Annotated in this window: 19 protein-coding genes; 3 read left to right on the top strand and 16 right to left on the bottom strand. The window is 61.1% G+C overall.

Features of this window, described 5'->3' with window-relative positions; all coding sequences use genetic code 11:
- Positions 1 to 218: 218 nt before the first annotated feature.
- Positions 219 to 1,127: a transglutaminase-like cysteine peptidase gene (locus SJ05684_RS21295; RefSeq protein ID WP_244426677.1), complete on the top strand. Its 909-nt coding sequence runs from the start codon at positions 219 to 221 to the stop codon at positions 1,125 to 1,127.
- Between the two features lie 15 nt (positions 1,128 to 1,142).
- On the opposite strand, the gene SJ05684_RS21290 is transcribed toward SJ05684_RS21295, so the two are convergent.
- From SJ05684_RS21290 to SJ05684_RS21215, 16 genes are all read right to left on the bottom strand, one after another.
- Positions 1,143 to 1,751, bottom strand: a complete 609-nt coding sequence (locus SJ05684_RS21290) for a ribbon-helix-helix domain-containing protein (protein ID WP_034857088.1) — start codon at positions 1,749 to 1,751, stop codon at positions 1,143 to 1,145.
- A 3-nt stretch (positions 1,752 to 1,754) separates the two neighbouring features.
- Positions 1,755 to 3,047, bottom strand: a complete 1,293-nt coding sequence (locus SJ05684_RS21285; protein ID WP_034857086.1) for an HlyD family type I secretion periplasmic adaptor subunit — start codon at positions 3,045 to 3,047, stop codon at positions 1,755 to 1,757.
- Complete coding sequence (locus tag SJ05684_RS21280) at positions 3,044 to 5,218, bottom strand: type I secretion system permease/ATPase (protein WP_034857084.1); 2,175 nt, start codon at positions 5,216 to 5,218, stop codon at positions 3,044 to 3,046. Before SJ05684_RS21280 ends, SJ05684_RS21285 begins: the two co-directional genes overlap by 4 nt.
- A 34-nt stretch (positions 5,219 to 5,252) precedes the next feature.
- Positions 5,253 to 6,614 carry a TolC family outer membrane protein gene (locus SJ05684_RS21275; protein ID WP_083846213.1) on the bottom strand — a complete coding sequence of 454 codons (1,362 nt, stop codon included), beginning with the start codon at positions 6,612 to 6,614 and terminating at the stop codon, positions 5,253 to 5,255.
- A 297-nt stretch (positions 6,615 to 6,911) separates the two neighbouring features.
- Positions 6,912 to 7,673, bottom strand: coding sequence for a GGDEF domain-containing protein (locus tag SJ05684_RS21270; protein ID WP_034857082.1), 762 nt, complete (start codon positions 7,671 to 7,673; stop codon positions 6,912 to 6,914).
- 247 nt (positions 7,674 to 7,920) lie between these two features.
- Positions 7,921 to 8,910, bottom strand: coding sequence for a 3-oxopimeloyl-[acyl-carrier-protein] synthase BioZ (gene bioZ, locus SJ05684_RS21265; protein ID WP_034857080.1), 990 nt, complete (start codon positions 8,908 to 8,910; stop codon positions 7,921 to 7,923).
- Positions 8,907 to 10,175, bottom strand: a complete 1,269-nt coding sequence (locus SJ05684_RS21260; RefSeq protein ID WP_034857078.1) for an adenosylmethionine--8-amino-7-oxononanoate transaminase — start codon at positions 10,173 to 10,175, stop codon at positions 8,907 to 8,909. Before SJ05684_RS21260 ends, bioZ begins: the two co-directional genes overlap by 4 nt.
- The gene (bioD, locus tag SJ05684_RS21255; RefSeq protein WP_034857076.1) at positions 10,172 to 10,810 is read right to left on the bottom strand and encodes a dethiobiotin synthase; all 639 of its coding nucleotides are present in this window, start codon (positions 10,808 to 10,810) and stop codon (positions 10,172 to 10,174) included. Before bioD ends, SJ05684_RS21260 begins: the two co-directional genes overlap by 4 nt.
- Positions 10,807 to 11,952, bottom strand: a complete 1,146-nt coding sequence (locus SJ05684_RS21250; protein ID WP_034857074.1) for an 8-amino-7-oxononanoate synthase — start codon at positions 11,950 to 11,952, stop codon at positions 10,807 to 10,809. The genes bioD and SJ05684_RS21250 overlap by 4 nt, the downstream gene beginning before the upstream one ends.
- On the bottom strand, positions 11,949 to 12,968 hold the full coding sequence (bioB, locus tag SJ05684_RS21245) for a biotin synthase BioB (RefSeq protein WP_050980103.1): 1,020 nt from the start codon (positions 12,966 to 12,968) through the stop codon (positions 11,949 to 11,951). Before bioB ends, SJ05684_RS21250 begins: the two co-directional genes overlap by 4 nt.
- Positions 12,969 to 13,213: 245 nt before the next feature.
- On the bottom strand, positions 13,214 to 14,347 hold the full coding sequence (locus tag SJ05684_RS21240) for an ABC transporter ATP-binding protein (protein WP_050980102.1): 1,134 nt from the start codon (positions 14,345 to 14,347) through the stop codon (positions 13,214 to 13,216).
- A complete protein-coding gene (locus tag SJ05684_RS21235) occupies positions 14,344 to 15,171 on the bottom strand; it encodes a carbohydrate ABC transporter permease (RefSeq protein ID WP_034857072.1) in 828 nt (275 codons plus the stop codon). Before SJ05684_RS21235 ends, SJ05684_RS21240 begins: the two co-directional genes overlap by 4 nt.
- Entirely contained in the window at positions 15,168 to 16,070 is a 903-nt protein-coding gene (locus SJ05684_RS21230) for a carbohydrate ABC transporter permease (protein ID WP_034857070.1), read from the bottom strand. Before SJ05684_RS21230 ends, SJ05684_RS21235 begins: the two co-directional genes overlap by 4 nt.
- A gap of 233 nt (positions 16,071 to 16,303) precedes the next feature.
- Entirely contained in the window at positions 16,304 to 17,536 is a 1,233-nt protein-coding gene (locus SJ05684_RS21225; RefSeq protein WP_034857069.1) for an ABC transporter substrate-binding protein, read from the bottom strand.
- A gap of 61 nt (positions 17,537 to 17,597) precedes the next feature.
- Positions 17,598 to 18,500 (bottom strand): sugar phosphate isomerase/epimerase family protein, encoded by a 903-nt coding sequence (locus SJ05684_RS21220; RefSeq protein ID WP_034857067.1) that lies wholly within the window; start codon positions 18,498 to 18,500, stop codon positions 17,598 to 17,600.
- An 8-nt stretch (positions 18,501 to 18,508) separates the two neighbouring features.
- Positions 18,509 to 19,504: a Gfo/Idh/MocA family protein gene (locus SJ05684_RS21215; protein WP_034857065.1), complete on the bottom strand. Its 996-nt coding sequence runs from the start codon at positions 19,502 to 19,504 to the stop codon at positions 18,509 to 18,511.
- Between the two features lie 172 nt (positions 19,505 to 19,676).
- Between SJ05684_RS21215 and SJ05684_RS21210 the strand changes: the two genes are divergently transcribed.
- Both SJ05684_RS21210 and SJ05684_RS21205 read left to right on the top strand, forming a co-directional pair.
- The gene (locus SJ05684_RS21210; protein ID WP_034857063.1) at positions 19,677 to 20,714 is read left to right on the top strand and encodes a LacI family DNA-binding transcriptional regulator; all 1,038 of its coding nucleotides are present in this window, start codon (positions 19,677 to 19,679) and stop codon (positions 20,712 to 20,714) included.
- Between the two features lie 293 nt (positions 20,715 to 21,007).
- Positions 21,008 to 21,307 carry a cupin domain-containing protein gene (locus SJ05684_RS21205; RefSeq protein WP_034857123.1) on the top strand — a complete coding sequence of 100 codons (300 nt, stop codon included), beginning with the start codon at positions 21,008 to 21,010 and terminating at the stop codon, positions 21,305 to 21,307.
- Positions 21,308 to 21,312: the final 5 nt, after the last annotated feature.

Genomic DNA, 21,312 nt, shown 5'->3' with positions numbered 1-21,312 from the left:
CAGTGCTTCCGATTAATAGTAAGCTCATAGTGCTTCCTGGATTTTCCTCGCCAACCTATGGATTTTTACGGATGAAACATCCGTGTTAGTAATATAAACATTATTTAAAATTTTAAACAAATTGCACATCTGAGTAATACCATACGTATTCCTTGCTGCTTTACGTGAGTTTTTCTTTTTGTCCTTATGGTGTTGCCAATCAACCGTGAGGTGTGGCGATGGGCAGGAAGATTTGGACGGGCATCAAGACCTATTCGAAGGCGCTCGTTTTGGCGGCCGTCCTGATGAGTCCTGGCACAGCGTCGGTCGGGCAGCCTGTTTCCGCCTCTCTGGGCCCGTTGCAATACAGCCTCGGGGCGCCGATCGCCGCAGCCGTCACCGCAGTTGAATTCTGGCAGGCGAAAGCCTCGGCCGCGCTCGCGACGGCTGGACGGCACGATATTGCCGCGCTTACCTCGGCCCGACCTCACCGCAAACCAGCCACGCGTCAGAACGCTGCTGCCGTATTCCAATCGGTAGCCTTCCGCGTGTCCTCGATTCCGGCGGCACAGAACTGGCGAACAGTCTATCCCCGCGTTGCAGCCGCAGATTTCAAGTCCTGCGAGACGCCGAGTCAATGCGAGGCAAGAGCGATCCTCCGCAAGGCAATCGACAACGCCGCCGGGTCCGGCTTTCACCAGAAGCTGAGCGGCATCAACCGCACGGTAAACTGGCTTGTGCGCTATGAACCGGACGCGCAGAACTATGGCTCCAGGGATTACTGGGCGGCTCCGAATGAAATTCTCGCGCGTGGTAAGGGCGACTGCGAGGACTATGCCATCCTCAAAATGGCTGCACTCAAGGAACTCGGGCTGCCGCCGCGGTCAATGTCGATCGTTGTCCTTCGCGACACCCGGCGAAATCTTTATCACGCCGTGCTATCCGTCATGACGAGCCAAGGCTATTTCATCCTGGACAACCTAAGCAATGAGGTAAAGCTCGACAGCACGCTCCCCGATTACCAGCCGCTGTTTTCGGTCAGCGCGGATCGCGCCTGGATCCATGGCATCAGGACCGGCAGCGACAAGGTCGCCTCTGCCGCCCCGCTCTTGCTCGACGTGATGCCCGGCGAAGGCACGCTGCGATAAACAGCGGGCCGCCGATCACGCCAGGATGAAGCCGAGAATGACATCCTGGCCGAGCAACGATGAGAGCGCAGCATTCAGGCGACCACGGGTGATATGCTCGTTGATTCCGATCGTAAAGCCAGCCGATTGAGGCTCGCCAGGGGAGGCTTTCAACCGTCCGACCAGTTCGGCGAACTGCATGTCGAAGGCCAGTCTAAGCCCTTGCGCCGGCGGAGAGGCCTGGAACCCGAGAAAACGCGACTGCACAAAGGTGAGAAAGGCCGGGTTGTAAGCGACAATGCGCCTATTGCCCGCCAGTGCGAATGCCGGCGACGGACACGCGTATACCTGACCGGTGATGACCGAAAGACTACTACGCTCCCGGGCGTCCGCCAGCTGTTCGCGCAGGTATTTCGCCGCGACATAGCGCAGCCTCGCCGTCAGGTTTCCTCCTTCACGCAACACCTGCTCGCATTCGGCGACGATATCGGCAAGCTTCACGCGCCTTTCGGCGGCCAAGTCCGAAAGAACCGCCCAGAAAAGCGCCTCGAGCTTGATCCCGCGCCGTTGCCCGCCAACGGTTACGACGCGAAAGCGCAGTTCGCTCAAGTCCTCGACCGACGCGGTCGACTGATCGTCACCCATTCGCTAGCGCTCCCGCAGCGCTTCCTCACGCGCCTTGTTTATGGGTTTCATCAGATAGGTGAGGATCGTCTTCTTGCCTGTCATGATGTCGACGGAGGCGATCATGCCCGGCATGATCTCATACTCACGGCCATCCTTCTCGAGCGCCGCCTTGTCGGTTTTCACGCGCACCAGGTAATAGGTTTCGCCTGTATTCGGATCGACCAGACTGTCCGCGCCGATGGTCTCGACTTCGCCGCCCAGGCCGCCATAGATGGAGAAGTCGTAGGCCGAGATCTTGATCAAGGCCGGCTGTCCGGCGCGGACGAACGCGACGTCGCGCGGTGAAAGCCGCGCTTCCACGAGGAGCGTTTCGGACGTCGGCACGACTCCGCCGATCACCGCGCCAGGGGTCACATAGGCACCCACCGTATTGACGTCCAGAGTGTTGATGATGCCGTCGACGGGCGATCGGATGTCGGTGTTTGCAACCCGGCTGCTCGCGCCCCGGATCGTCTCCTCTATCACCGAGAGCTGGGAAAGCGCCTCGGTCTTTTCCGCCAGCGCCTCCTGCCTGAGCTGCAGCGACAGTTCCGTCACCTGCAGTTCGGCTTCCCGGACCGCCGCCTCCAATCGCCCGATCGATTCCCGGGCCAAAGCGAGTTGGCCGCGCGTATCCGTCAACTCCTTCTCGTTTCTCAATAATTCGGTTTGTGCGACCAGCTTGCGCTTCACCATCGGCGCCAGCAGGTCCCGTTCGCGCTCGGTCACCTGCAGGTTTTCGGTGAGCCGTGCGATATTTGCCTGCGCTTCCGCAAGCTCCTTCTGCCGCTGACCATAACGGGCCTGCATGACCGAGAGCTTGTTATTGAAATTGCCGGCCTTGGCGCGCAGCAGCTGCTCCTCGTTCGAGCATATACCCGGCGCTGTTTTGGCGATTTCGTCCGGGCACTTGTAATCGGAGTCGTAGGCACCCGCCTCCTCGAGTTTCAGCCGCGCTATCTGCGCGCGCAGCGACCGCGCCTTGGCTTCCAGTTCCCCAAGCGACGAGCCGGTGACCGTGTCGTCCAATCTCAGAATGAGTTCGCCGCGCCGAATGACCTGGCCAACCTGGACCGCGATTTCCTGGACGATTCCCGGTTCGCTCGACTGAATGATCCGCGTCTTTGAGACGGGGATGACCTTTCCCTCACCGCGGGCGATCTCGTCCACTTCGGCAATTGCTGCCCAGGCCACGAAGCAGGTCATGAGCAGAGCGATGACGAGCAAGCCCGCACGCGCGGCCAAGGGTGGCTTTTCGGTCAATCCGGCGTTCATGCGCTCGCCCCTGAGGCAGTACTGGTCGCCCCGCCTCGCCTCTGCAACTGCTCGATCACCTGCGACTTGGGTCCATCGGCAACGATGCGTCCGTGGTCAAGGACCAGGAGCCGGTCGACGAGATGGAGCATGCTATGGCGGTGCGTCGAGATCAATACGGTCACATCCCCGCCGAAAACGGTGGAGAGCCGGTTGATGAGGTCCCGTTCGCTGGCCAGATCCATGGCGCCGGATGGCTCGTCCAGGAAAACGATCTTCGGTTTGCGAAGGAGCAGGCGCGCAATGGCAACCGCCTGGCGTTGCCCCCCGGAAAGTTGCGATCCACGCTCGCCAACCGGCATATCATAGCCGCGCGGATGATGCGATACGAAATCATCGACGCCTGCAAGCTTGGCCGCCTTGACCATTTCTTCGTCGCTCGCGGTCGGATTGGCCATCAGGAGATTGTCCTTGATGGTGCCGGAGAACAGGTCCGAATTCTGCGAGACGAAGGACACGGCCGATCGCACCACCGACGGGTGGAATTGCCGGATGTCGACGCCATCGAGCAATATGCGGCCCGCACTCGGCGCATAGAGCCCGGCGAGCAGGCGACCGATCGTCGTCTTGCCGGAGCCGATTCGGCCGATGATGCCGACGCGCTCACCCGCCTTGATGCTCACGTTCATGCCATGGATCACCTTATGGTCGCTGCCGGGATAGGCGAAATCCACATCGGTAAAACTTATGCTTCCCTCGCGAATGTCGCGATTGACGAAGCCGACCGTATTCGGCCGGTCTTCGGGCTGCTCCATGACGGAATTCAGTATTTTTAACGACAGAAGCGCCTGGCGAAGCCGCGCAAGCGTCAAGGCGATTTGGCCGAGCGGCGCGACCGCGCGGCCAGCCAGCATGCTGGCGGCAATGATCGCACCGGTAGAGATGTTGCCGAGGGTGAATTCATACGCGCCCGCCACCACGATGCAGACGGTGACGAGTTGCTGCACGAATTGCGTTGCATGCGAGGCCCAGGAGGAAATGTGCTTGATCTGCTCGGATGTGTTTGAAGAGTGCTTGCCCAGCTCGTTCCACCGGCGAAGCAGCAATTTCTCCGCGTGCAGGGTCTTGACCGTCTCGATCGCACTGATCGTTTCCACGAGCATAGCTTGGCGCTGGGCGGATTCGTTCGAGGCCGCGGCCACGCGATTGGCGATCTTGCGTTGCGCCACATAGCCGATGATCACACTGCAGACGAAGGCGACGGCAGGAACGAGTGCGAGCCACCCGGCGATAGCATAGATCGCGGCTATGAAGACGAAGGCGAAAAGACTGTCGATGAGGGTGCTCACCGTATTCGAAGTGAAGAACTCGCGCACGAACTCGAACTGCATGACGCGGTTGGCGTATTCGCCCGTCGATTGCGGACGCGAGGCAAGCGTTGCATGCAGGATCTTCTCGAAAAGCAGATAGGAAAGCTTCAGGTCCGCCTTGCGTCCCGCATAGTCGATCAGCGCGGCGCGCACAGTCTTCAACAGAAAGTCGAAAAGGATGGCGACGCTGATGCCGAGCGCCAGAACCCAAAGTGTCGAGATCGCCTTGTTGGGCAGAATGCGATCGTAGACATTCATCGTGAACAGAGGCGTCGCCAAGGCGAGCAAGTTGATGAATAAGGCCGCGAGCGCGACTTGCGCATAGGCCTGCCAGAATGGCCTGACAGTCGCGGTCAGCCAATGTTGCCGGTCGATATCGCGCGCCTCTCCAATCCCCGGAACGGCTGCCGTATTCAGGTAGGTCGCCGAAAAGGAGACGGCATAGGCGACGTCATCCAGTCGCAAGTCCGAAAATCTGAGGGGCTCACCATCGGGAGACGACGCATTCGAAAAGCTCAGCGCGCCGTCGGGCTCCTCTTCCAGAAGGGCAACCGAGCGGCCGTCCCGGAAGATGACGAGAAGCGGGAAGAAGAAACTGCGGCTGGCGCAGGCGCGTCGGGTGACGAGTTCCGCCTCCAGTCCGACGCGCTCCGCGAGACGGGACACGTCCTCGAAACTGGGCGAGCGGGCGTCGAACGGCACGTCCGAAAAAAGCACAGTCTCCGACGACGGACGGTTCAAGAAGATGCAGATCTCCTTGAACGCGGTCGTGAAGCCGGTCAGTACCGGTCCGGTTTTTGCTCGCGTGTCAACGCTTTGCATAAGAATGACCGATCATGTGCCCTGGCAAAGGGCATCATTTCTGCCGGATTGGCGCAAGCAAATCCAAAGGCAGGTCGTTCGTTTGCCGGGAGGGCACCCGCCGGTAAGTCTCGGTAGCAGGGGGCGCAGGGACATTGAACTCGTTGCGCGCATAGGCGTCGGCTTGAGCCGGCGCATGGATGTTCATCGTCGCAAGAAGCTGGCCGGTTGCCGCAAGCAGGCGGTATTCCGAGAACAAGGCAGCATATTGCGCCGTCTTCGCCAGGACATTCGAATTGAAGCGTGCGTTCTGCGCCCCGAGCACGTCCAGCAGCGAACGCTGACCGACCGCAAGCTGCTCGCGATAGGAAGAGACCAGTTGGTCGTTCACCTGTGCCTGTGCTCTCAGCGTGCGGGAGAGACCGGACTGAGTGGCGCGCCGCTCCCAGGAAATGCGCACGGCCTCTTCGACCTCGCGATGCGCCTGATGGAAGACGAGCCGCTGCTCGCTCGCGCGGCGCATTTGTTCCTGCTCATTGGCGATGTCGATGCCGCCACGATAGAGGTTCCACCGCGCAACGATTCGCGCTTGAGCGTCCCAGGTGTTTCCCGTCGAGCCATCGATGTCGTTGCCGGTGCGAACCCGCCCCTCGGCGACGATCTCAGGCAGCATGTCCGATTTCGCCGCCTTGACCTGCGAATCCGCGACATTGATATCGGCGTCGGCCGCCTTGATGCGCGGGTTGTTCGTGCGTGCGATGCCGATCGCCGTCTCAAGTGTTCTCGGCAAGGCGGCCGCGACCGATTTCGGCATGGATGGGTTGGTGAGCGGTTGGCCGACCAGACGATTGAAGCTGATCTGAGCCGTGTCCAGCGCTTCTTGCGCCTCGAGCAGCCGCGCCTTTGCCGACAGCAGACGTTCGTCGACCTGTTGGAGATCGGCTTGGGTCAGTCTTCCGCCCGAAATCAGCGAATCGATGTCGGAGCGGATCGACTGGTGCGCAGCGACGTTGCGGCGCGCTTCCTCGACGATCTGCTGCTGAAGAATGTATTCGAAATATTCGCGAACGATCTGCAAGCCGATCGTTTCGGATCGCTCCAGGACGCGAAATGAAGCACTGTCGACGCGCGCCGCCTGACGCTCCAGCTCGGCACGGCGACCGCCGCCATCGAATAGTTTCTGCGTGACGGTGAGGCCTACTTCCGAAGGATAAAGCGGATCATTTTCTATGGAAGCGGACCGCCGGCTGCCATCTTCCAGGTGACGAGCTCCAGTCGAAGCCTCCAGATCTACGCTCGGCAAGTAAAGCCCGCGCGCCTGCCGCAATTCGAACTCGATCGCCTCACGGTTTTCTATTGACTGGCCGATTTCGGGGTTCGATTCCATTGCGACCTGCAAGGCTTCTCGCAACGTCATGGCCTGCGTTACACTGCTGGCAAAAAAAGTCGATCCGAGCAGAATGGAAAACAAACTGCCCCTAATAAATTTACGCGGCTTCAAGCAATCCCCCTTGCAGCGAATGCGCTACAAACCAGACCATTCATGCATTAAAAATCGAAAACTGTGGCAGATAATACATAGCGCCAAAAAGAGAGCTATCGATTTCAGATCGCACCGCGGCATGCTGTGGTTTTCGCCAGAGTTTGTTGCAAAAATAGAACAACTGTGCACTGTGGCCAGCAATCCATTTCGCCTTGCTTGCAAGCGTGCCGTTCAGGCCGAGGGCAGTCGCGCAAGCTCCGGGGAAGAGGCGGACTCTTCTGCAATGACAACGGTTTGCGACGCAGCCAATCGGTGCAGCCGCTCCAGGTCGATGCTTCCCTCGAACAGGACGCCCCCCACGCTCAGGGCCAGATCGACGGTTTTCCCGTCCGCTGCGAAATGCGAGGCTGCCAAGGCTTTGGACAGGCGGACGCAGACTTCGTTGGCATCCGACTCACTGGCGCCCGCGAGCAGAACGTCGAAGCTCGCCGGACCCGTGCGCGCAACGATGTCGTCACGACGAACGGAAGTGGTAATGGTCGAGGCGACGAACTGCAAAAGTTCATCGCCCCATTGCGGCCCAAAGCTCCCGGCCATCTCATCGAGATTGTTGATGCGCACGTGAATGAGGGCGCCTTGAAGCGCATCACCTGAGCGCCTGTGCCGGCGTTCCAACCGGTCGACGTGTTGAACGAGGCCGCGTGCGGTTATGCAACCCGTCGTGCTGTCGCGGGAGACGACATGATTCACCTGGTTGCGAAATCGTTCGGCGCGGCGGGATTGAACAGCCGCAAGCACGATCAGGGGGGTCCCCAAGAGCAACGAGACAAGGCCAGCAGCCGCCACTGCGGCGATGTGGGGGCGATCGGCAAGCGCCACAAGACTGAGATAGGTCAACAACTGGGTAAGAACGGCGAAGCTGATGATGCCGCCGAGCGTATAACGCACTACCCGCCAGTCCTTCTGCGCTTTGAACGGCACTTCCCGCTGCACGATTCCATGCTCCCGATTCGTTGACGCCGACCGGTCTAGCGCACTCTTATGCATATTCCCTTGCGCGGATACCTACAAATTTATGGGTTCGGCGGGATGCGTTCGCAAAAAGAATGAGTTAGCGGCGCAATTGTCGCTACAGCGCCGCGCGTCCTTTCAGACGCGCACATGTCGCTGTAACTCTTTGAAACTGCGAATCTGCGCATCGAGCTTTCCGAAAATCGGTTCCGATTTTCGGGCCGATGCGCTAGACGCCAAAGACGACCGCTCCGCCGACCAATCCCGCACCGGCGGCCGTCAACAGGAGCTTCTCTCCCGAAACAAAGGGGCTCGCCCCGTGCGCCACCGAAAGCGAGAGCGGAATTGTTGCAGCCGACGAATTGCCATGCTCCTCAATCGTCCGCACCGTTCTTGAGCGGTCGATGCCGAGTTGGTTGCAGACGGCGTCGAAGATCCTGACATTGGCCTGATGTGGCACGAACCGGCTGACATCGGTCGGGCGCATACCTGCGGCGGCGAGGGCGCGGCTTGCACAGCGTGTCATCATGTCCACGGCACGGGAAAACACCTCTCGACCATCGCGCATGGTCATGAGGAATTCCTCGGCAGCGAAATCCGGTGAGAAAGGTCGATTGCTGCCGCCAGCGGAGATCGAGATCAGGTCGTAGCCGCTTCCATCGCAGGCGAGGTCGACGCCGATAACGCCCGTCTCCGGATCGCCGGAAGGCGCGACCAACACGGCGCCCGCAGCGTCCGCGAAGAGAACCGCACTCGCCCGTTCCGCCGGATTGATCCGGCGGCTCAAAATATTCGCAGCCACGACGAGCACCGGCCTCCCCTGCGACCGCACGAATCCATCGGCGAGCGTCAGCGCGTAAAGAAAGCCCGAGCAGGCGCCGGCAAGGTCGATGGCGCCCGAATGGATAAGCCCGAGCCGGTGGGCGAGCAACGGCGCCGAGGGTGGAAGAAGGCGGTCGGGCGTCGAGGTCGCGAGCAGGGTAAGGGCGACGTCGCTTCGCGCGATGCCCGCATCCGCGAGTGCAGCCTCGCCGGCCTCGGCGGCAAGCCCCGTCAGCGTGTCCCCCTCCTCGGCCCAGTATCGCGCTCGGATGCCCGTCCGGCGCTCGATCCAGCCCAACTCAAGGCCGAGCTTTGCTTCGATTTCGCCGTTTTCAACGCGCCTTGCCGGCACGGCATGCCCGAATCCTGCGAGGCGCGATGACCGGACAATCCTCATGGCTGCCCCATCGCGAAGGCCGAGGCCGCTTCGTCTATGGCGTCATAGGCCCGATCCAGATCGGCTTCCGTGACGCAATAGGGCGGCATCAAATAAATTACATTGCCGAGAGGGCGGATGAGCAGCTTCCGGTTGCGGAAAAATGCCCGGAGACGGGGGCCAATATCAGAGAGATAGCCCTGCGTCGGCACATTGAGATCAAGGGCGGCGATGGTGCCGGACTGCCGGATGTCGCGAAAGCGTGGATCGGCTTCGAAGCGCTTCAGATTCTGGCGTTGGCGGCTGGCGAGTGCCGCGATGCGGTCTGCGACGGGCTCGGTCTTCCATATGTCGAGATTGGCGAGCGCGGCCGCGCAGGCGATGGGGTTGGCGGTATATGAGCTTGAGTGAAAGAACGTCCGGCGGCGGTCACGCGAAAGATGCGCGTCGAAGATCGGCGCAGTGCTAAGGGTGGCGGCCAACGGCAGCGCACCGCCCGTGAGCCCTTTCGACGTGCAGAGTATGTCTGGTGCGATTCCGGCCTGTTCATAGGCGAAACGCGTGCCGGTCCGGCCCCAGCCGGTCATCACCTCGTCGGCGATCAACAGCGTGCCATGCCGCTCGGCTATACGCTTCAGTTCGGCAAGTGTTGCGGCCGGATAGACCTTCATGCCGCCGGCGCCCAGCACAAGCGCTTCGACGAGCAGTGCCGCGACCTCGCCGGATGCGCAAAGGGAATCGAAGGCGTCCAGCGTGTGCTGCTCGCGGCCTGGCCCCGGAAACGGCAATCTGTCGACGGCGAAGAGCAGCGGCTCGTAGGCGGTATTGAAGACGCCGCGTTCTCCGGCCGACATCGTGCCGATCGTGTCGCCGTGATAGCCGTGCTCCAGCACACAGATGCGGCTGCGTGGCCTGCCTGTGTTATGGAAATAGCCGAGCGCCATCTTCAGCGCCACTTCCACCGCCGTCGAGCCGCTGTCGGAATAGAATACGTGCTCCAGTCCGCCGGGCGCGACTTCGATCAGGCCCTTCGCGAGTTCTTCCGCCGGTTCATGGGTATATTCCGCAAAGATGATCTGGTCGTAGGTTTCCGACGCACGGCGGATCGCTTCCATGATCGCCGGGTGGCGGTGGCCATGGGTGATGACCCACCATGACGAGATAGCGTCGAGTATCCGCGCACCGTCCTCATCCACGAGACAGGCGCCCTCGGTGCGGACGATACGCTTCATCGCCGGCTCCAGCGCATGCTGGGTAAAGGGGTGCCAAACCGGAGAATTGCTCATGTCGACACTTCGCGGAACTGGTTGATGTCGAAATTGTCGCGGAAGGCTAGCCGCAGTGAATCCGCCGTCAGCGGGTCGAGCCACGGCAGCCGCCCGAGTACGCGCACCTGACCAATTTCGGCAATGATGGCCTCGGTATCCGCCTGCCGGTCGCCGATGAAAGCAACGCCAAACACAGGGATCGAGCGGCGGCGCAGGGCCTCCAGCGACAGCAAGGTATGGTTGATGGTACCGAGACCGGTCCGAGCGCAGAGGATGAGGGGCAATTGCCAGCGTTCGAAGATCTCGGCGAAGAGCAGCCGTTCGGTGAGCGGCACCATGAGCCCGCCTGCCCCCTCGATGACGAGCGGCGCGTCGATCGCAGGCGGAGAAAGGCGCTCGGGGCGGATCGCGACGCCGTCGAGCCGTGCCGCAAGATGCGGCGAGGCCGGTGTTGCGAGCCTGTAGGTTTCCGGCAAAATGCGCCCTGGCGCGATCCGGCCGAGCCGCCGGACGCTATCGCTGTCAGTTTCGCCATCGAGACCAGACTGGACCGGCTTCCAGTAGAAGCCCGAGATGGCATCGGTGAGCGCGGCGGCAAAGACTGTTTTGCCGATACCCGTATCCGTTCCCGTGACGACAAAAGTCAGCGTCATGGCCGCTCCTCCGCGAGCGCCACCTTCAGCCTGTCCAACACGCCGACGATCTCCGTTCTCCCGATATTCAACGTGATCGCAATCCTGAGCCGCGCCGTGCCTTCCGGAACGGTGGGCGGACGGATCGCCCGGACGTCGTAGCCTTCCGCCTGCATGCGTGCTGCGATCCGCAGCGCCCGTCCATTGTCGCCGATCATCACCGGCAGGATCTGCGATCCGCTGCCCGCCACACCGAGGGTCGTGGCAAGCGCCTCGTTCGCGAAGTGGCTCAATTGGTCGAGGCCTGCACGCCGGTCGGGCTCGTCGGCGACGATCTTCAATGCCTCGCGAACAGCAGCCGCCGTCAGAGGCGACGGCGCGGTCGAATAGATGAAACCGCGGGCGCGATTGACGATGTAGTCGCAAACCAAGCGGCTTGCTCCCAGCAAGGCGCCCGAGACGCCAAGGGCCTTTCCGCAGGTATGCAGCGCCACGATGTTTTCTCGGCCTTCGAGCACCGCCGAAAGGCCGCGGCCGCCGTGACCGTGGACACCGGTGGCATGCGCCTCGTCTATCACCAGAAAACCGTCGTGCCGGTCTGCAAGCGCGGCCAGCGCTTCCAGCGGGGCACGGTCGCCATCCATGGAATAGAGGCTTTCGACGGCAATCCACGGATGGCCCCTGCCCCCTGCGCGCCGCCATCTGCCGATGGCGTCCGCAAAGGCGTCGACGTCGTTGTGCCGTGCGGCCATTGCGTCTGCCTTACTGGCGGCAATCCCCTCGTGGGCGCTTGCATGGATCAGGGCATCGTGAACGATCAGGTCACCGCGCTGCGGCAGCACGGAGAAGAGTGCCGCATTGGCCGCATAGCCACTGCCGAAGAAAAGCACCCGCCCGGCACGGAAGAATGCCGCCGCCTCCGCCTCCAGCGCCTCGTGTTCGGCATGGTTGCCGCGCAGCAGCCGCGATCCGCCGGCGCCGACCGGCACGCCCCGCTCGATCGCCGCGGTGATGGCGGCCTTGAGCCGTGGAGAATCCGCAAGTCCAAGGTAATCATTGGACGTGAAGTCGATACCACCCGGGGCCGCGAGCAGGCGGCGGCGTCCCTTGCGCTCGAGACCCGCCAATGTCTTTTCGTAGCGGTAGAGCGCGTCCACGCTCATTCGGCGGGCTCCGGTACCGTCGGCGCCATTTCCATCGGTTTCAGCCCCAAACGGCGGAACAGGGCCGCATCGTGATCCTCGCCGGGATTGTCGGCCGTCAGCAGAGTCTCGCCGACGAAAATCGAATTGGCGCCGGCAAGGAAACAGAGCGCCTGCATCTCGTCGCTCATCCCGGTCCGCCCTGCCGACAGGCGGACATGACTTTCCGGCATCAGGATGCGCGCAAGGGCAATAGTGCGTACGAACTCGATCGGATCGACCGGCGGCGCATCGGCAAGCTTCGAACCGGCAATCGGGATCAACATGTTGATCGGCACGCTTTCGGGAGGACTGGGCAGATTGGCAAGCGTGACCAGCATCGAGATTCGGTCGTCGGCGGCCTCTCCCATCCCGAGGATGCCGCCGGCGCAGACCTTGATCCCCGCCTCGCGTACATTGGCGAGCGTCTCCAGACGATCGGCGAAGGTCCGGGTGGTGATGATCTCGCTATAGAAGCGCTCCGACGTATCGACATTGTGGTTGTAGTAGTCGAGGCCTGCATCGGCGAGTCGTTCCGATTGCGCCGGCGTCAGCATGCCAAGCGTCATGCAGGTTTCCATGCCGAGCGCCTTCACGCCGCGTACCATGGCGGCGATGGACTCCATGTCGCGCTCCTTCGGGCTGCGCCAGGCTGCGCCCATGCAGTAGCGCGTCGCGCCGCCTTCCTTGGCCTTGCGTGCCTCGGCAATGACGCGTTCGACCTCCATCAGTTTGGAGGCCTTGAGCCCGGTCGGGTAATGCGCCGACTGGCTGCAATAGCCGCAATCCTCTGCGCAGCCGCCAGTCTTGATGGAGAGCAGCCGGCTCATTTGCACGGCGTTCGGATCGAAATGCACGCGATGGACGGATTGCGCCTGGAACAGCAGGTCGTTGAAAGGCAAATTATAGATTTTTTTTGCCTCGGCGAGCGCCCACCGCTCGTCTACGGCGTCTTCTTTTGCCAATTGCCCGCTATCCGCAGCGCGTGCATCCAACATTCCGGTATCCCCCTCCAGTCACCATAGATTTCGACTCCTCATTATCTATAATTTTCTTGGAGGACAACCTCGCTCGAAGCGAGGCGGCGAAACCTGCACGAAACTGCGAGCCTATGGTGATTTCTCGGACGAAGGGCGCGCCGGGAAGATCCAGAGCGAGCCGACACGCTTGAACCTTGGCGCCCCAAGACGCCTGCCGCGTTTCCAAAGATGGGCGTACCGTACTGTAGTTCAGGAACGGAACTTCAAACGCCGATCCGCTGTGGCCGTGCAGTTTCCTCAAACGGAGGCCGCCGAGGCACGCCGACATTACTGCGAGCCAGTTCGATCCGCTTGCCTTCGCGGTCGAACAGATGCAACTGCGCGGGGTCTATCGCGAGACCGACTACGTCACCGCTCCGCACCAAGCCTCGACCATTCTCCACTATAGCCAGTTCCGGTTGCGTGGCCGAGGTCACGTAGGTCGCCGAACCGGTGGACTCAACGCTCCCGACAGGGATGTCGAAGTCGCCGTCGCCGCCTGGGACTATCCTGATGTGCTCCGGGCGGATGCCGACGGTTACCGGCGTCCCCGGCGCGAGCCCCTCGGCGAGTGGGAGCCGGCCAAAATCCAGGACCGCATGTGTCCCGCCCTCGTCGACCCTCGCGGAGACCAGATTCATTGCCGGCGAACCGATAAAGCCCGCCACGAAACGGTTGGCCGGTCGGTCGTAAAGATCAAGGGGGCGGCCTTGCTGCTCGATCACGCCGTCGCGCATGACGACGACATGGTCGGCCATGGTCATCGCCTCGATCTGATCGTGCGTGACATAGACCGAAGTGGCGTGCAGCCGGTCGTGCAGCGCGCGAATTTCCTTGCGCATATGCACCCGCAGTGCCGCATCGAGATTAGAAAGCGGCTCGTCGAAGAGGAATGCCTTCGGATGACGGATAATGGCGCGGCTCATCGCGACGCGCTGCCGCTGACCGCCGGAGAGTTCGCGCGGATAGCGCTGCATCAGGCCGGCAAGGCCTGTGGTCGCCGCCACTTCCTCCGCCGCCTTCCGCGCCTCCGCCTTTTTCACGCCGCGTATGCGCAAGCTGTATGTCAGGTTCTGCTCGACCGTCATGTGGGGGTACAGCGCATAGGACTGGAAGACCATTGCGACGTCGCGCTTGCGCGGGGGAACATCGTTCATGCGGTCGCCGGCTATCCTCATCTCTCCAGTCGTGATCTTTTCCAGGCCGGCAAGCGAGCGCAGCAGCGTCGACTTTCCGCAGCCCGAGGGCCCGACGAGCGCGACGAAGCTCCCCTTCTCGATCGCAAGATCGATGTTCTTGAGCGCATGATAGGCTCCATAGAACTTGTTGACGCCGTTGAGCTCGATTTGAAGGGTCATTTGAGGGCTCCCGAAGTGAGGCCGGAAACGATGCGGCGCTGCAAAAGAACGAAGACGGCGAGAACGGGTGTCACATAGATCGTGGCATAGGCCATGATGTTGTTCCACTCGTTGGTGTTCGGACCCATGAAGGAGTTGAGCCCGACACTCGCCGGCTGCAGTTCCACGGACTGGATCATCGATTTCGAATAGACGAACTCGCCGAAGGCCTGCATGAAAATCAGGATGGCGCTGACGAGAATGCCGTTCCGGGCAAGCGGCAGGGCGATGTTGAAGAAGGCGCCGAAGCGCGAATTGCCGTCGACGAGCGCCGCCTCCTCAAGTTCCATCGGCACGCTCATGAAGGTCGCGCGAACGAGCACAACAAAGAAGGGCATGCTTTTCGCGGCGATCGCCAGAATGACGGCGAGGCGCGGGGCCTCCAGCAGCCCGAACTGCGAGAATCCTACGAAGATCGGCGTGATCATCAAGGAGGCAGGCAAAACCTGCAACATCAGGATCAGGAAGAGGCCAATGTCGACCCAGACGTTGCGATAGCGCGCGAGCACATAGGCGCAGCCGACTCCGAGCACCGCGATGAGCGACACGGCACCCATGGCGATCACCAGGGAGTTCCAGAGGTAGCGACCCATGTTGCGGCTTTCCCAGACATAGGCGTAGATGCTCCACTGTGGATCGCTCGGTAGGAATTTCGGCGGCGTCGCAAACATCGCAGAGCCGGTCTTCAGTGCGGTGACGTACATCCAGTAGAGCGGGAAGAGGTAAATAGCCGCAAGCACGAGTGCGACGCCCAGCATCAGCCGATTGCGGAATTGCTCACTCATCCTCGCACCTCGTGGCGGGTGGAGCGTACATAGACGACGGAAGCGAGCATCACGAAGACGATCATGATTACCGAGATCGTCGCGCCCTTGGCGAAGTCGTATTGGCGGAACGAAAGATCCCAGGCCCAATATTGGGTTACGTTGGACGAATTGTTCGGACCACCCGATGTGATGCCGGCGAAAAGATCGAATTGCTGCAGGGTGAAGATCAGGCCGAGCGCAATAATGGCGCCGATCGTCGAGCGCATCATCGGCAGCGTGATCGTGAAGAAGCGCTGTAGCATGGTGGCTCCATCAAGTTCGGCGGCTTCGTAGAGGTCTTTCGGGATGCCCGACAGCCCGACCGAAAGCAGGATCATGTTGAAGGATGTGCCGAGCCAGATATTGGCGATGATGACGGCCCAGAGAGAATAGTTCGGGTCCGAACGCCAGAAGATGTTGCCGGAGATTACGCCGGCTTCTCGCAGGAAGAAGTTGAGAACACCGAAATCGCCGGAGAGAATCCAGTTCCAGATGGCGCCGACGACAAGACCGGGCATGACCCAGGAGACGAGGAAGAGGCCGCGCAGCCACCCGGCGCCGGGGAAATCCGTCCAGAAGAAGAGCGCGAGGCCGAAGCCGATGACGAACTGACCGGCGATCGAAGCGGCGACGAAAAGCGCCGTGTTGAAGAGGATGGGGCGAGTCTCGGGCTGCGAGAACAGATCGATATAGTTCTTGAAGCCGACAAAGGGCCGGGCGAAGCTGCCCAGGCTGAACATGTCGACCTCCTGAAAGCTCATCACCACATTGTAGACGAGCGGCAGACCGGACAGGACGAACAGAAAGGCAAGTGGCAACAGGACGAGTCCGATGTCGAAGCCTTTGCCGTCCGTCACGCTGGATACAATCTTCCGCATGTACACCCCTCAATCCGCAGCGCGACCCCCGGCCGAAGCCGGAGATCGCCGCCTCGGGAGAAAATTCGGGCGGACCGACTGACGGCGATCCGCCGGTGACTGCCTGCTGTCGCTTCTACAGCGCCGCGCGTCTTTTCAGATGCGCAAAGATCGCGGTAATTCTTTATCTGCGCATCGAGCTTTCCGAAAATACGGTACGATTTTCGGGCCGATGCGCTCGGCGGCAATACCTATCAGCCGAGAACTCCCTTGATCTTCTCAGCCGCCTGGTCCAGCGCCTCCTTGGAACCCATCTGGCCCGTCAGAGCCGCCTGGATGGCGTCCTGGATGGCCTTGGAGATCTTCGGCCATTGTGGATGCGGACCGCGGGGCCTGGCGTATTTCAATTGCTCCAGGAAAACCTTGAGCGCCGCGTCCTTTAGGGGTTCGCCTGTCGGCGGAATGGCAATGTCGGAACGGGCCGGCAGCTGACCGAAGTCCTTAAACATCCTCTGGTCCTGCGAAACGAAGTACTCAAGGACCTTGAATGCTTCTTCCGGATGCTTGGTGCTGGAGAAGATCGCCCAGTTGAAATCACCCATCGCAGAGGATCGTTCAGCGCCGATTTCCGGTACAGGAAGCAGCGTCACGCCCCAGTCGAACCTCGCCTCCTGCATCATCCGGTCGAGTTCCCAAGGGCCGGAAATTGCCATCGCGGCATTCCCGGAATTGAAGGTGCCGGTCGAATCCCATTGGCCACGCGTCAGACTGTCGGGGGAGGCGAGCTTTTCGTCGATAATCGTCTTCCAGAGGTCGAGTGCCTTGACCACACCCTCGGCGTTGATGTTGTCATAGCCGCCGCCCGCCATCTGCGCCCAGGGCAGGAACTGGAACGTTCCCTCCTCATTCGCCTTGGCGGAAAAGGCGAGGCCGTAGACATTGGCCGCCGGGTCGGTCAACTCGCGAGCCGCATCCATCAGTTCGTCCCAGGTCTGTGGTGGCTTTTCAGGATCCAGCCCTTTCGCCTTGAACATGTCCTTGTTGTAGTAAAGCGCAATCGTGTTGGTGGCCTTGGGAATTCCGTAGAGCTTCCCCTCCCAGGTCACGGATGCGAGAGGCCCTGGAAAATAGTTCTCCGGCTTGACGATCGAAGATTTGGCAATCAAGTCTGTGAGATCGAGAAATGCGCCGCGCGAGGAAAAGAGCGCATGCTCCGGATTGTCCACGGCGATGATGTCGGGCGCCTGGCCGGTAGAATAGGCGCGCATCGCCTCGCTGACGACATCGTCGAACTGGATCTGGCGATACTCGACTTTAATTCCCCTATCGAGCTTGTTGAAATCGTTGATCAAGTTTGGCGCCGGCTGAGTGTCTCGGTCCAGCGACCAAACGGTGATCGTGACATCCTCCGCATGAGCGGACAATGCCGACAGGGAGATACTGGCAAGGGCGAGAATGCCCAGGATTGCACGTCTGTGAATATCCATAAACTCCTCCTCTCGTGTTTCCGGCAGGCGGCGTTCCTCCATGCCACCCGCTGGGCTGCCTTCAGGCCGAAAGCTCGACGAAGTCGCCCCCCCGGCAGTTCTTCAGATAATTGAGCGCATGCACTTGCCCGGTCATCTCCAACGCGTCGCGATACACCGGATCGTGCCAGCCTTCGATATCGATCGAGCCGGCCCAGCCGGCGAGCCTCAGTTCAGAGATGATGTCGGTCCAGTTGCTGTCGCCGAAACCGGGCGTGCGCATGAATACGAATTGTTCCTTGCCGAAGATGCCGTGCTCGCGGATGACGTCCCAGCGGATTGTGGCGTCCTTGCCGTGCACATGGAAAATCCTGGGCGCCCACTTGCGGATCTGCGGCAGCGGGTCGATCAGATAAACCATCTGGTGGCAGGGTTCCCATTCGAGCCCGATGTGATCGTCCGGCGTCTCGTTGAACATCAGTTCCCAGGCATCGGGGTTGTGGGCGATATTCCAGTCGCCCGTTGCCCAATTGCCGTCCATTGCGCAGTTCTCGAAAGCGATCTTTACGCCCTTGTCGGCGGCGCGGGCGGCGAGTTCACGCCAAACCTTGCGATAGCGCGCCAGACTGTCGGTGAGCGGACGGTTCCGAATGCGGCCGGTGAAGCCCGCGACGCAAGTCGCGCCGAAATGATGGGCGTTGTCAATGCAGGCCTTCCAGCCCTGAAGCGTCTCAAGGTCTATATCCGTCTCTTCCAGCGGATTGCCGAACATGCCGATCGTCGAGATCGTGATGTCGCGATCGCCGATCGCCTCCCGGCAGCGCTTGCCGAGTTCGGCAAGGTCCTGGCCGTTGGTGGTCTGCCAGAAGAAGGGCTCGAAGCTTTCAAATCCCAGGTCGGCGATCTCGGCAATCCGCTTGGCCGCCATGCCCTTGGTGGCGCTGACCATGGTGCCGATGCGGATGGATTTGGCGGGATTTTTCATCGATGGCCTCATTCGATTATGACACGCTGCCTGCTACGGGCGCTCTCGATCGCCGCAAAGACCATGGCAAGGCTGTTGATGTTGTCGTCGCCTGCCGTCTCCGGCTTTCCACCGTCGTGTATTGCCGAGACGAAATCGGCAATGACGCTGGCATGCCCCTGTGTCCGGCGACGATCGGTAGGCGCCGGCACCTTGATCGGCGTGAGTTTACGCAGGAAGCCCTCGGTGCCGGCGACCTTCTTTGCCCGGAATTCATCGGCACCATCCCAAAGCAGCGTGCCGCGCGTTCCGATGATACGCCACTCGCTTTCCCAACTCGTGTTCGCGCCTTCCGCGCACCAGGAGCCGCGATAGGTGAAGGTCACGTCGTCCGCCATCTCGAAAATCGCCGTCGCGGCCGCGCCGTGCGCATACCAGGAGCCGCGCGGATTCTCCTCGCGGCAATAGACTGCGATCGGCTTCTTATCCGCGATGAACCGGGCGGCGTCGAACGTGTGGATTGCCATATCGAGGAGTAGCACGTGCTCCATCTCCTCGCGGAAACCGCCGAAATGCGCACCGATGAAGAAATCGCAATGAATAGACGTGAGATCGCCAATCGCGCCGCTTTCGATGAAGCTCCGGATGCGGCGGATGCCCGGGACGAAGCGGCGATTCTGAACTATCGCATGAAGCTTACCGGTTTCCGCAGCCATCCGAACCAGTTCGTGGCCATCTTCGAGCGAGGTCGCCATCGGCTTCTCGCTAAGTACGTGGCACCCGTGCCGGAGACCGGCGGCGACCACCTCGACCCGGGCGGACGGAACGACGACATCGAAGAGAATGTCAGGCTGAGTTTGCGCGAGCACTGCCTCGAGGTCGGACCCGATCACGACATCACCGAGGTTGAACTCGCCGGCGAGCATCCGCGCGGCGTCAAGGTTAACGTCGACGAGGCCGACAATCCGGATCGTTTCCCTTAGTCCACGATCCGCGGAGATCGCCTTGACCCAGCCTTTGGCCATAGCTCCGCACCCGCACAGAACTGCGCGCAAGATCACGATTCTCCTCCACGTGCCGACGATTTCGCCTTGCCTGGCCGTCCGTAAACGTTTACGGAACTATGAGCGGTTTCTGAAACATGTCAATAGGGAATCGGAAATCAGCAGACGCCCAGAGGAAGAGGATGGACCCTGCATGAAGGGAATTCGGCACCTGGCGGAACATCTCGACGTCTCGATCGGAACCGTTTCGCGGGCGCTTAACGGCCGCCCTGACGTGAACGAGGAAACGCGCAAACGCGTGCTGGAGGCAGCCCGGAAATTCGGCTACGTGCCCAACCAGTCGGGTCGCAGCCTGAGGCAGGGCACGACGAACATCATCGGCTTCATGATTCAGACCGGAACCGAGATTACCGGACAGGGCGACACTTTCTTCATGAGCGTCTTCGACGGCGTCCAGGAAGTCTTTGCCCGGCACAAGCTCGACCTTGTCGCCCTCCTTTGTTCGTCACAGGAAGACCCGACGGAATATCTGCGCCGCGCCGTGGCGCGCGGCTTTGCCGACGGACTCATCCTCTCCGCGACGCAGCGCCACGACGCCCGCGTCCAACTGCTCGCCGAACGCAACATCCCCTTCGTCACGCTTGGCCGAACCCTGACCGACGCCGGCCAGCCTTGGCTGGATCTTGATTTCGAAGGTATGGCGCAGTCCTCAATCGATCGCCTCGTAGCGCGCGGGCACCGTCGCATCGCGATCACACGGCCCCATGACGACGCCAATCTCGGTTACATCTTTGTCGAGCGATGCCGCGAGGCTCTCGCCGCCCACGGACTGACGCTCCAGGAAAACCTGATCTTCCGTTCGACCCCGAACGAAGCCGGCGGCTACCAGATCGGCCGTGACCTTCTCGCGCTTGACCAGCGCCCGACCGCCATCGTCTTGATCAACGAAATGATCGCAATCGGCTTCTACAGGGCCCTCTCGGAAGCAGGCGTCAGCCCGGGAAGCGACATTGCAGTGATCGGTCGGCACAGTCCGCATGCGCATTTTCTTTCCCCGTCGCTGACATGCTTCCGGCTCTCGCTGCATGACCTCGGCGTAGCGCTGGCACAGACCTTGCTCTCTAGCATGCCGACTTTCGCGCACCATTATCCGGATGCGCCGGCCAATCGCCTGTGGCCAATGGAACTGGTGGACGGCGAAAGCGATGCTTTTCGGGCGCGCGAGTCTTGAGCACCGTCAAGTAAACCCGGCTTGCAGGCGACACTCGGATCGGCGGCGGGACGTCAATTCGCCCAATTCAGAATATAACGGCGGTTAGTGGATCATTTCGCTGATCCCGCGAATAATAGCTTGAACGCTGTCGGTTCTGACCCTGTCTCTCGTTGGAGAATTGGCGATCGTTCTCATCGATCACCGGCACTACACAGTCATTGCATGTCGAAAGTGATCGATTTCAAGAGGTCAGAGCGGGGCCTGGACGAGAATTGCGTCTGATCATGTCCCCGCTGCGGAAGGAGATCACGATGCGGATTTTCTTTGCGCTGGTCGGATTGTCAATAACCACCGTCGCCTACGGCCATGACGCACCGACCGGCTGGACATACCCCTATTCATGTTGCTCGAATTTCGACTGCCGCCACGTCAGCTACACGGCGATAAGCGAACGGCCCCAAGGCTATGTCATCAACGCCACCGGCGAGGTCGTTCCCTATGCTGACAGGAGAGTGCGCATATCGCCGGACGGTGAATATCACTGGTGCTCGGCCGCCGGCGACGACCACGGCAGGACGATCTGCCTGTTCGTACCTCCAAGAGCCTATTGAAGAAT

The sequence above is a fragment of the Sinorhizobium sojae CCBAU 05684 genome, assembly GCF_002288525.1.
Classification (GTDB): domain Bacteria; phylum Pseudomonadota; class Alphaproteobacteria; order Rhizobiales; family Rhizobiaceae; genus Sinorhizobium; species Sinorhizobium sojae.
Note: the sequence above shows the minus strand (reverse complement) of the source record. Positions and strands in the feature narration are given on the sequence as shown.

Coding starts and splice junctions, on each gene's coding strand:
- SJ05684_RS21295 (WP_244426677.1), top strand. CDS start 219: ATGGGCAGGAAGATTTGGACGGGCATCAAGACCTATTCGAAGGCGCTC.
- SJ05684_RS21290 (WP_034857088.1), bottom strand. CDS start 1,751: ATGGGTGACGATCAGTCGACCGCGTCGGTCGAGGACTTGAGCGAACTG.
- SJ05684_RS21285 (WP_034857086.1), bottom strand. CDS start 3,047: ATGAACGCCGGATTGACCGAAAAGCCACCCTTGGCCGCGCGTGCGGGC.
- SJ05684_RS21280 (WP_034857084.1), bottom strand. CDS start 5,218: ATGCAAAGCGTTGACACGCGAGCAAAAACCGGACCGGTACTGACCGGC.
- SJ05684_RS21275 (WP_083846213.1), bottom strand. CDS start 6,614: ATGACGTTGCGAGAAGCCTTGCAGGTCGCAATGGAATCGAACCCCGAA.
- bioZ (WP_034857080.1), bottom strand. CDS start 8,910: ATGAGGATTGTCCGGTCATCGCGCCTCGCAGGATTCGGGCATGCCGTG.
- SJ05684_RS21260 (WP_034857078.1), bottom strand. CDS start 10,175: ATGAGCAATTCTCCGGTTTGGCACCCCTTTACCCAGCATGCGCTGGAG.
- bioD (WP_034857076.1), bottom strand. CDS start 10,810: ATGACGCTGACTTTTGTCGTCACGGGAACGGATACGGGTATCGGCAAA.
- SJ05684_RS21250 (WP_034857074.1), bottom strand. CDS start 11,952: ATGAGCGTGGACGCGCTCTACCGCTACGAAAAGACATTGGCGGGTCTC.
- bioB (WP_050980103.1), bottom strand. CDS start 12,968: ATGTTGGATGCACGCGCTGCGGATAGCGGGCAATTGGCAAAAGAAGAC.
- SJ05684_RS21240 (WP_050980102.1), bottom strand. CDS start 14,347: ATGACCCTTCAAATCGAGCTCAACGGCGTCAACAAGTTCTATGGAGCC.
- SJ05684_RS21235 (WP_034857072.1), bottom strand. CDS start 15,171: ATGAGTGAGCAATTCCGCAATCGGCTGATGCTGGGCGTCGCACTCGTG.
- SJ05684_RS21230 (WP_034857070.1), bottom strand. CDS start 16,070: ATGCGGAAGATTGTATCCAGCGTGACGGACGGCAAAGGCTTCGACATC.
- SJ05684_RS21225 (WP_034857069.1), bottom strand. CDS start 17,536: ATGGATATTCACAGACGTGCAATCCTGGGCATTCTCGCCCTTGCCAGT.
- SJ05684_RS21220 (WP_034857067.1), bottom strand. CDS start 18,500: ATGAAAAATCCCGCCAAATCCATCCGCATCGGCACCATGGTCAGCGCC.
- SJ05684_RS21215 (WP_034857065.1), bottom strand. CDS start 19,504: ATGGCCAAAGGCTGGGTCAAGGCGATCTCCGCGGATCGTGGACTAAGG.
- SJ05684_RS21210 (WP_034857063.1), top strand. CDS start 19,677: ATGAAGGGAATTCGGCACCTGGCGGAACATCTCGACGTCTCGATCGGA.
- SJ05684_RS21205 (WP_034857123.1), top strand. CDS start 21,008: ATGCGGATTTTCTTTGCGCTGGTCGGATTGTCAATAACCACCGTCGCC.